Origin of the sequence: Massilia sp. LXY-6, from assembly GCF_051233485.1 — a bacterium.
In the GTDB taxonomy this organism is placed as follows: Bacteria; Pseudomonadota; Gammaproteobacteria; order Burkholderiales; family Burkholderiaceae_D; genus Telluria.
In genome coordinates this window covers 1-9,687 of the sequence record NZ_JBKFGF010000092.1, presented here as the reverse complement: position 1 = coordinate 9,687, position 9,687 = coordinate 1, and the positions used below count along the sequence as shown (strand labels likewise).

At 66.6% G+C, this 9,687-nt stretch carries 6 protein-coding genes; 2 read left to right on the top strand and 4 right to left on the bottom strand.

What is annotated here, in order from left to right:
• The first annotated feature begins 397 nt into the window (after positions 1-397).
• The gene (locus ACI48D_RS25890; protein ID WP_435574116.1) at positions 398-2,278 is read left to right on the top strand and encodes a sigma-54-dependent Fis family transcriptional regulator; all 1,881 of its coding nucleotides are present in this window, start codon (positions 398-400) and stop codon (positions 2,276-2,278) included.
• On the opposite strand, the gene ACI48D_RS25885 is transcribed toward ACI48D_RS25890, so the two are convergent.
• Both ACI48D_RS25885 and adh read right to left on the bottom strand, forming a co-directional pair.
• Positions 2,271-2,648 (bottom strand): DUF779 domain-containing protein, encoded by a 378-nt coding sequence (locus tag ACI48D_RS25885; protein ID WP_435574115.1) that lies wholly within the window; start codon positions 2,646-2,648, stop codon positions 2,271-2,273. The genes ACI48D_RS25890 and ACI48D_RS25885 overlap by 8 nt on opposite strands.
• A 7-nt stretch (positions 2,649-2,655) precedes the next feature.
• A complete protein-coding gene (gene adh, locus ACI48D_RS25880) occupies positions 2,656-4,176 on the bottom strand; it encodes an aldehyde dehydrogenase (protein WP_435574114.1) in 1,521 nt (506 codons plus the stop codon).
• Between the two features lie 242 nt (positions 4,177-4,418).
• Between adh and ACI48D_RS25875 the strand changes: the two genes are divergently transcribed.
• The gene (locus ACI48D_RS25875) at positions 4,419-6,536 is read left to right on the top strand and encodes a TonB-dependent receptor family protein (protein ID WP_435574113.1); all 2,118 of its coding nucleotides are present in this window, start codon (positions 4,419-4,421) and stop codon (positions 6,534-6,536) included.
• Here the strand turns inward: ACI48D_RS25875 and ACI48D_RS25870 are convergent.
• A complete protein-coding gene (locus ACI48D_RS25870; protein WP_435574112.1) occupies positions 6,533-7,996 on the bottom strand; it encodes a GTPase domain-containing protein in 1,464 nt (487 codons plus the stop codon). The genes ACI48D_RS25875 and ACI48D_RS25870 overlap by 4 nt on opposite strands.
• A complete protein-coding gene (locus ACI48D_RS25865) occupies positions 7,993-9,477 on the bottom strand; it encodes a DUF2868 domain-containing protein (RefSeq protein ID WP_435574111.1) in 1,485 nt (494 codons plus the stop codon). Before ACI48D_RS25865 ends, ACI48D_RS25870 begins: the two co-directional genes overlap by 4 nt.
• Positions 9,478-9,687: the final 210 nt, after the last annotated feature.

The window sequence follows — 9,687 nt, the reverse complement described above, 5'->3', positions numbered from 1 at the left end:
TGTGAACATTTGATAATTTAAGCATTCAGTATCACCGAAGCGATACTGGCACTTCATCAAACGCCCACACTTATCGACTGTTGATTGTTAAAGAACTTATTCGGTACTGCCTTGCCGCATTCTGCGAATCGTTGTGTTCGTCAGCAGCAGAGAAGTGAGATTATGCCGTATTTCGCTTAACTCGTCAACCCCTCGTTTTTCTTCAGCGCACTCGGCATGGCCGTTTATACAAGTTTAAATAGTTGATTCTATTAAACTTTTCGTGCGCTGCAGAAGCAGGAGGCGAACTATAGCAAACCAAGGCGGGAGAATGCAAGTGGGCTGTTGCGTGCTACATTAATCGGTAGTCGAGTTCCACCGATAGAGCCGCGGTACAGGGCCAACCAGGAGACATGGAATGACTTACCAGTTGCCGGCGCTTATCGCCAGTTCGCACCGCCGCTCACAATGTTACGGCCTGCGCGCCGACGCCCCTCCGGACTTCGATCCCCTGTCCGTTTCCGCTCTTTCGGCCCTGGTCGAGCAGAACCGCCTGCTCTACAACCACGCGCTGCCGGCGATGGAAACCCTGTACCAGCAGATCGCCAACACCCACAACTCGGTGCTGCTGACCGACGCCCGCGGTGTGATCCTGCACTCCCTTGGCGACGCCGACTTTCTGGAAAAAGCCAACCGCGTTGCGCTCACTCCGGGCGTCGACTGGTCCGAAGAGAGCAAGGGGACGAATGCGATCGGCACCGCGATCGCCGAACAGGCCCCGACCACCGTGCACGCCGACCAGCACTACCTGAGATCGAACCACTTCCTTACCTGCTCCGCGGCCCCGATCCTCGACCATCGCGGCAAGGTGGTCGGCGTGCTCGACGTCAGCGGCGACCGGCGCAGCTTCCACAAGCACACCATGGCCCTGGTGCGCATGTCGGCGCTGATGATCGAGAACCAGCTGTTCGCGGCCGCTTTCGAAAACGCGATCACCCTGCACTTCCACACGCGCCCGGAATTCATCGGCACGCTCATGGAAGGCATCGCTTCCTTCACGCCGGGCGGACGCTTCCTGGCGGCCAACCGCAACGGCCTGTTCCAGCTCGCCCTGGCCTACCCGGCGCTGCAGGCGCAGTCCTTCAGCTCCCTGTTCGGCCAGCCGGTATCCTCGCTCTACGATCACTACCGGAGCGCGGCGCCGGGCCTGCTCGACCTGTGCATGCACAACGGCGTGCGCGTGCGCGGCCGCGCCGAACTGCGCCTGACGCATGGTGCGCAGTTGCTGCACGATGAGCTGCCGGCCGACACGCCCGCCCTGCCCGCGCCCGCAGCGCCGTCCCGGGAAAGGCCCGCGGCACCCCAGCCGAGTTCCCGGCTGCAGGCCCTGAACACGGGCGACGCCCGTCTCGCGCAAGCGATCGCCAGGGTCGACAAAGTCCTCGGCCGGGGCGTGCCGATCCTGATCATGGGCGAAACCGGCACCGGCAAGGAATGGCTGGCCCAGGCCATCCACCAGGATTCGCCGCGCGCGCATGGCCCCTTCGTCGCGGTCAACTGCGCCGCGATTCCGGAAGCCCTGATCGAATCGGAGCTGTTCGGCTACGAGGAAGGCGCTTTCACGGGCGCACGCAGGAAAGGCGCCAGCGGCAGGATCGTGCAGGCGCATCGCGGCACCCTGTTCCTCGACGAGATCGGCGACATGCCGCTTGCCCTGCAGGCGCGCCTGCTGCGCGTGCTCGAGGAACGCAAGGTCATGCCGCTGGGTGGCGCCGGGCCGGTGGCGGTCGACGTCGAGCTGGTCTGCGCCACCAACCACGACCTGCGCAAGCGCATCGCCGACGGCCTATTCCGCGAAGACCTGTACTACCGCCTGAACGGGCTGGTGGTGAAGCTGCCGCCGCTGCGCGAACGCAGCGACCTCGATGCCATCGTCGCGCAGATGCTGGCCAGCGAAGGGCGGCGCGTGGCCGACGACGTCCTGCGGCTGTTCCGGCGCCACGCCTGGCCGGGCAACCTGCGCCAGCTCGCCAGCCTGTTGCGCACTGCGGCCCTGATGGCCGGCGACGAAGACGAGATCGGCCTGCATCACCTGCCGGACGATTTCCTGGACGACGCCGGGGATTCATCTCCAGCGGCGGCGCCGGTGCACGGCGCGGCCGGCGCCCGGCTCGACGCGCTGGAACTGAGCGCCATCCTGCGCACCCTCGACGCGCACGGCGGCAATGTGTCGGCCGCCGCGCGCGCCCTGGGTGTATCGCGTAACACCATCTACCGCAAGCTGCCGCAGGCTAAGTAGCCGACTGCGCGCGCAGCAGTGCGCACTCCTCGTCCGAGAACAGGCGCGAGCGGGTCAGGAAGCGCCTGCCCGTGCCGTTATCGAGCGAGAACATACCGCCGTTACCGGCCACCACATCGATGATCAGCTGGGTGTGCTGCCAATAGCCGAACTGCTCCCGTCCCATGTAGAAGGGCGTTCCGTCCAGGCTGCCCAGGCAGACGTCGGTGTCGCTGACGTTGAACTCTCCCGCCGGATAACACATCGGCGCGCTGCCGTCGCAGCAGCCGCCGGACTGGAAGAACATCAGCGGTCCGTGGCGCCCGCGCAGCTCGCCGATGAAGGCCAGCGCGGCGGGCGTCGCGGTCACGCGCGCGATCGGCGTGCTCATCGCGTCCTCAGAAGAAGCCGAGCGCCTTGGGGCTGTAACTCACCAGCAGGTTCTTGGTCTGCTGGTAGTGCTCGAGCATCATCTTGTGGTTCTCGCGGCCGATGCCCGACTGCTTGTAGCCGCCGAACGCGGCGTGCGCCGGATACAGGTGGTAGCAGTTGGTCCACACCCGTCCGGCCTGGATCGCGCGGCCGACGCGGAAGGCACGGCTGCCGTCGCGCGTCCACAGGCCGGCGCCGAGGCCGTACAGGGTGTCGTTGGCGATCCGCAGGGCGTCGGCTTCGTCCTTGAAAGTCGTCACCGACACCACCGGGCCGAAGATCTCTTCCTGGAAGATGCGCATCCGGTTGTCGCCCTTGAACACGGTCGGGCGCACGTAATAGCCGCCGGACAGCTCGCCCTCGTGGGTGGCGCGCTCGCCGCCGGCCAGTACCTCGGCGCCTTCCTGGCGGCCGATGTCGAGGTAGGACAGGATCTTCTCGAGCTGCTCCTGCGAGGCCTGGGCGCCGATCATGGTGCTTTCGTCGAGCGGATTGCCGGCCTTGATCTGCGCGACCCGCGCCAGCGCGCGCTCCATGAACTTCTCGTAGATCGATTCCTGTACCAGCACGCGCGACGGGCAGGTGCAGACCTCGCCCTGGTTCAGCGCGAACATGGCGAAACCTTCCAGGCACTTGTCGAAGAACTCGTCATCAAGCGCCATCACGTCCTCGAAGAAGATGTTGGGCGACTTCCCGCCCAGCTCCAGCGTCACCGGAATCAGGTTCTGCGCCGCGTACTGCATGATCAGGCGGCCGGTGCCGGTCTCGCCGGTGAAGGCGATCTTGGCGATGCGCTTGCTGGAGGCGAGCGGCTTGCCGGCTTCGAGGCCGAAGCCGTTGACGATGTTGATCACGCCGGCCGGCAGCAGGTCGGCGATCAGTTCCATCAGCACCATGATCGAGGCGGGCGTCTGTTCCGCCGGCTTGAGCACGACGCAGTTGCCGGCGGCGAGCGCAGGCGCCAGCTTCCACACCGCCATCAGGATCGGGAAGTTCCACGGGATGATCTGGCCGACCACGCCCAGCGGCTCATGGAAGTGGTAGGCATAGGTCTCGTGGTCGATGGTCGAGATCGCGCCTTCCTGGGTGCGGATACAGCCGGCAAAATAACGGAAGTGATCGATCGCCAGCGGCAGGTCGGCCGCCATGGTCTCGCGGATCGGCTTGCCGTTGTCGATGGTCTCGGCGGTTGCGAGCATCTTGAGGTTCTGCTCCATGCGGTCGGCGATTTTATTCAGGATGTTGGCGCGCTCGGCGGGCGAGGTCTTGCCCCAGGCGTCCTTGGCCGCATGGGCGGCATCGAGCGCGGCCTCGATGTCTTCGGCAGTCGAGCGTGCCACTTCGCAGAAGGGCTGGCCGGTAATCGGCGTCACGTTGGCGAAGTACTCGCCCTTGACGGGAGCGACGAAGCGTCCGCCGATGAAGTTGTCGTAGCGCTGACGGAAGGGATTTGCGACGCCGAGTTTGCCGATGTCTGCCAGGTTCATGTCATCCTCTTTTCTCGTTGGTTGTGCGGCCCGCTGGCCGGTGTGTGCGACACCGCCGCACTCTCGCAAGCGCCGTGCCAGCCCGGCGTTATCTGTGGCGCCGAGTGGCGGGCCGCCGCTGCCCGCCAGGAATGCGTCACGCTCCGGAGCACCTGCTCCAGATTGACACAGCCTGGTGGAGCAAGGGGACAACGGATTTCCGGCCCCGCAGGTATAGTTCGGAACGGGATCACGGAGAAAAGATGAAACGTCACGTACTCGCTGCAAGCATCGTCGCTGCACTGTCCACCTGGTATTCGCCGCTTGCCGTTGCGGACGAAGGCGCAAGCACAAGCATCCCGGTCGTGGTGGTGACGGCCAGCCGTACCGAACGGCTGAGTTTCGACCTGCCGGCCTCGATCGACGTGATCGGCGCCGAACAGATCGGGGCGGCCGAGCCGCGCGTGAATGCGTCCGAAGCCCTGGCCGCGGTGCCGGGCCTGGTGGCGCAGAACCGCCAGAACTATGCGCAGGACTTGCAGATCTCGTCGCGCGGCTTCGGCGCCCGCTCGGCCTTCGGCGTGCGCGGCGTACGCCTGATCGCCGACGGCATCCCGGCCACCATGCCCGACGGCCAGGGCCAGGCCGCCACCTTCGACCTCGACCTGGCCGAACGCATCGAAGTGCTGCGCGGTCCCTTCTCGGCCCTGTACGGCAACCATTCGGGCGGCGTGATCCAGATGTTCACGCGCGACCCGAAAGGCGCGCCGCAAGTGGAAATGAACGTCAGCGCCGGCAGCTACGGCAGCCACAAGACCGACCTGAACGCGAGCGGCAGCGCGGGCGGCGTCGGCTACCTGCTGGACGCCTCCCGCTTCGATACCGACGGCTACCGCAGCCACAGCGCCGCGCGTCGCGACCAGGCCTATGCCAAGCTGAGCTTCGCGCCGAGCGCCACCAGCCGGCTGGTCCTCGTCGCCGGCGGGCTGCGCCAGGATGACACCCAGGATCCGCTCGGTGTCAGCTGGGCCACCTGGCAGCGCGACCCGCGCGCGGGCGAGATCGACACCAGCGACCCTCGCAGTCCGCAGCGCACCTTCGCGGAACGCTACAACACCCGCAAGAGCATCGACCACCAGCAGCTGGGCGCCACCTGGGAGCAGCGCTTCGGCAGCGACCGGCTGCGTGTGACCGCTTACGTCGGCAACCGCCGCGTGATCCAGTACCAGGCCTTCTCGCAAGGCTTCCAGGCGCCGCCCAGCCATTCGGGCGGCGTGGTCGATTTCGATCGCGACTTCCACGGCATCGACGCCAACTGGAACATGTCGCGCGACCTCCTCGGCGGCACGCTGCGCTCGACCTTCGGCATCGAGGCCGGCGCGTCGAGCGACAACCGCAAGGGCTACGAGAACTTCGTCGGCAGCCAGCTCGGCGTCCAGGGCCGCCTGCGCCGCGACGAGCAGGACGACGTCAAGAACCTGGATCCGTATGCCCAGTTCGAATGGGAGCGCGAGCGCTGGGTGCTGAGCGCCGGCCTGCGCCACAGCCGGGTCGATTTCGACGTCGAGGACCGCTACCTCGCCAACGGCAACGACAGCGGCAGCGTCAGCTACCGCCACACGACGCCGCTGCTCGGCGTGCTCTACAAGGTGGCTCCGGGCCTGAACGTCTACGCCAGCGCGGCGCGCGGCTTCGAGACCCCGACCCTGAACGAGGTGTTTTATTCCGGCGTCGGCGGCGGCTTCAATTTCTCGCTGGCGCCGGCCGAAAGCACGCACCTGGAGTTCGGCGTGAAGGCCGTGCCGCTCGAGGGCGTGCGCATCAATGCCGCCGTGTTCCAGGTGAAAACCAGCGACGAGCTGGTGGTCGATAGCTCTGCCGGCGGGCGGACCAGCTACCGCAACGCCAGCGCGACCCTGCGCCAGGGCGGAGAACTGTCGCTCGATGCCGAGTGGCGGCACGACTGGAGCGGCCGGCTGGCCCTGAGCGTGCTGCGCGCCGTGTACCACGAAGGCTTCGGCACCGTGCTCGCCGGCAGCCGCCTGCCGGGCGTGCCGAACGCCAGCCTGTACGGCGAACTTGGCTGGAAGGACAGCGCCGACCGCTATGGCGCCGCGCTCGAGACCATCGCGAACACGAAGCTGTATCCGGACGATGCCAACCAGGCCAATCCGGCGCCGGGCTACATGATCGCCAACCTGCGCGTGCAGGCGCAGCAGCAGCTCGGCGCCTGGCGGGTGAAGGAATATGCGCGCGTGAACAACCTGTTCGACCGCAATTACATCGGCTCGGTGATCGTCGGCGACAGCAACCGCCGCTACTACGAAGCCGCGCCGGGCCGCAACTGGGTGGTCGGCGCGAGCATGCAGTATCGCTTCTAGAGCGCCTGCGCGGGAATGCGCACGTCGGGATACAGGCGGTTCAACACGTCACCGACAACCGTCGTCAGCAAACTGTAGAGCCGTCCGTCGTCCTTGCCACCCTGCGTGCGCAACTCCTGCCAGAGGCGATCGAGGTCCGGGCAATGCGCCTGCAGCGCCTCCTCCACCGCCGCCTGCCAGAACGGCGGCGCCTCCCCTTCGACGAAATTGCCGCGGCCGCGCCCGAAGTGGGCGACGGCCAGGTAGCGCAGGATGCTGCCGACCATCAGCGTGCGCAGGAAAGGCGGCGCGAACTGCACGGTCGGATGGTTGCGGTCGGTCGTCGTATTGAAGCCCCAGGCGGCACCGGCCATCGTCAGCGCACCGACGATCGCGCCCAACAGTGCGCCGCCACCCAGCGTCAATCCGCCGGCCATCAGGTCGGCCGACAGCCCCGTCGCCGCACCCGAGACGACTGCGCCGAGCAGACCGGCCTGGGTCTTGTCGAGCGGAGCGCGGACCTTGAAATTGTCGCGCACGCGGGCATTGATGCGCGCCGCATCGCCGGGATCGAGCCGGTGCAGGGTCAGCAGGCGTGTGGTGGCCTGGGCGATCCGCTCCTCAAGCCGCTCGACGAGGCGCGCCATCGCCGCTTCCTGGCGGCGCGCATCCGACTTGCCCAGCTTGACCGCCTTCAGCGCCGACTGCAGCAGGCCGCCGCTCTCTTCGGGAATGGCTTCGCTGTCGCGCACCGCCGCCGCCAGCTGTTCCGCAGTGATGCGCAGCGAGGCGTGGTAGCGGGCCAGGCTGTTCGCTTCCCAGGCCGCAAGCAGGCGCGCATAGCCGGCGCGCTTCGGTTCCGGTACCAGCTTGCCGACGGCTTCGTAGAACACGTGTTCGTGCACCCAGCAGCGCGCGAAAGCGTCGAGTGCGAGCACCTCGCGCACGATGGGATACTGGTCGAGGTGCTGCTTCCACAAGCTTTGTTCGGCGTGTTCCTCGCCCGCCGGGCGCGGCGGTCCCAGTTGGTTGAGCAAGACCGCCACCGGCTTGCCGAGCCACTCCAGAATGCGCATCTCGGCCGGCAGGTAGCCGGCGTCGCGCGGGTGCTCACTCGAATTCACCAGGTAAAGGACGACATCGGCCTCGTCGCGTGCGGCGCGCAAGGCCTGCTGGCTGAGCCAGAACGGGCGGTCGCGGTAGCGGTCCAAGACTTCGCGCAGAAACCAGCCGATCGGATTGCCCGACATCGCCAGGCGCTTGAACAGGCGCACCGAATCGCCGAAACCCGGGGTGTCCCACAACAGCAGGCTGTCGCCCTGCTCCGTGGACTGCAGCAGGTGCGCTTCGGAGAAGGTAGTCACGTGGGCGGCGTCGCGCACTTCGCCGACGTCCATCCCGACCAGGGTGCGCGCAAGCGTGGTCTTGCCGTTGTTCGTGTGCGAGACGAGCGCAAACTGGACCTTGGCCGGCTCGCTCATCGTGTCCCCGCCGCGGCAAAGCCACCATCGGTACCGGCCGCGTATTTGGCCGGTTGCAGCAGGTTCACCACCGTTACCGGGACCTGGTGATACGTGCAGAACTGGCGCCACAGGGCAATCCGTTCGGCCAGGCGCGCATCCGCCCCGGCTTGCCCGACCGCGCGTTCGGTCAGCGCGGATTCGTCGAGCAGCACGCCGACGCCGCCGGGCAGCTGGCGCGCGATCGCGGACAGCAGCGCGCCCTGGTTTTCCTGTTCGGGCGTGGCGGCCAGGTTGAACAGCACCACGCTCACGGTTCTTGTATCGCCGGTCTCCGGGTGCAGGTCCTGCAGAAGGGCCTTGGGATCTTCACCGTATGGCAGCGAGGGCCGCAGCATGACGCGCGTCTGCTCGCCGAACATCGCGGCCGCGATCTCGGACAGGCCGCGGTCGCGGCGTTCGTCGAGCGTGAAGCTGTAGGGCAGCACACGAAGCGTCACGGGTGCGGGACCTGCGCCGATGTGGTCGGCGAGTTTGAGGTAGTACGGCTGCTGCAGGTCGATCGGGAAGCGCCGCGCGAGCCGCGCCGCACGCCAGCCGGCGAACAGCGACAGGAGCAGGCGCGGCAGGATCACCAGCAGCAGCAGGGTCGCGGCGTACAGGTGCACCCAGCGTGCGCCGCCGGCGCTTGATGGCTCCTGCACGAAACGCAGGGCCTGCACGTCGGCGACGCTGAAGCCTTCGATCGGGAACAGGAACAGGGCGGGCGCGAACAGCCAGGAGAGCAGCGTATGGACCTGGCTCGCATCGAGGAAAGTGCTTTCCCAGCCGGCGGCGTACTGCGTCAGCAGGCCGCGCCCATACAAGGAAATGATGGCGCCGAGTGCGAACGCGGCGGCGGACAGGTGAACCGCGCGGCTCAGTCGCGCATGGGTCAGCTTCCAGGAGAGCTGGGTCCATTCGACGGTGTATTGGCCGAGGGCGGCCGCCAGCGGCGCCGGCAGCTTGCGCGGCAGCCTGGCCTTTCCGACGCTGAGCCTGCGCATCAGTTCCGGGCCGGCCCAGCCCGTGCGTTTCGATGGGAAGAACATCCAGACGAGCAGGATCACGTAGACCAGCAGGTTCCAGCCGATGATCAGCAGGAGTGGCGCCGACAGCAGGTCGACGCGGTGCGGGTCGGCGATGTGGTCGATGGCGGCACCTAGAATCAGGGCGAACAGCGGCAGCAGAACGGACAGCATCGGCAGCAAAGGGCGCCGATGCAGGAAGGCGCGAAAGGCGGGCGTGCGTTCGGCGAGGCGCTTGAGGATCTGCTCGGAGCGCTGTTCCAGGAAGTGGTCGAGCGTGAGCGCGGATTTGCTGTCGGCCGCGGCCCACTGCGCGAGTTCGCGCGCGCTGCGGCTGGCATACAGACGGTCGTCGTCGCTCAGGACCTCATGTTTGATGTCCGACGTCTCGATGGCGCGGACCAGGGTCACTTTTCTCGCAACCTGTTCTTTCATGCTGTTGGCCTTAATGGTTAGACAACAGCCGCATTGTGCCGCAAATCGTCATGGGGTGACGGATAGCACGATCAGACAGGAGCGGGATGCCGCTTTCGGCCGCCCAAAAGCAAAAAGCCCGCCCAGACTTAACTGGGCGGGCTCTGCTGAATAATTAGCCTGACGATAACCTACTTTCACACTGGTTGCAGCACTATCATCGGCGCAAAG

Coding starts and splice junctions, on each gene's coding strand:
- ACI48D_RS25890 (WP_435574116.1), top strand. CDS start 398: ATGACTTACCAGTTGCCGGCGCTTATCGCCAGTTCGCACCGCCGCTCA.
- ACI48D_RS25885 (WP_435574115.1), bottom strand. CDS start 2,648: ATGAGCACGCCGATCGCGCGCGTGACCGCGACGCCCGCCGCGCTGGCC.
- adh (WP_435574114.1), bottom strand. CDS start 4,176: ATGAACCTGGCAGACATCGGCAAACTCGGCGTCGCAAATCCCTTCCGT.
- ACI48D_RS25875 (WP_435574113.1), top strand. CDS start 4,419: ATGAAACGTCACGTACTCGCTGCAAGCATCGTCGCTGCACTGTCCACC.
- ACI48D_RS25870 (WP_435574112.1), bottom strand. CDS start 7,996: ATGAGCGAGCCGGCCAAGGTCCAGTTTGCGCTCGTCTCGCACACGAAC.
- ACI48D_RS25865 (WP_435574111.1), bottom strand. CDS start 9,477: ATGAAAGAACAGGTTGCGAGAAAAGTGACCCTGGTCCGCGCCATCGAG.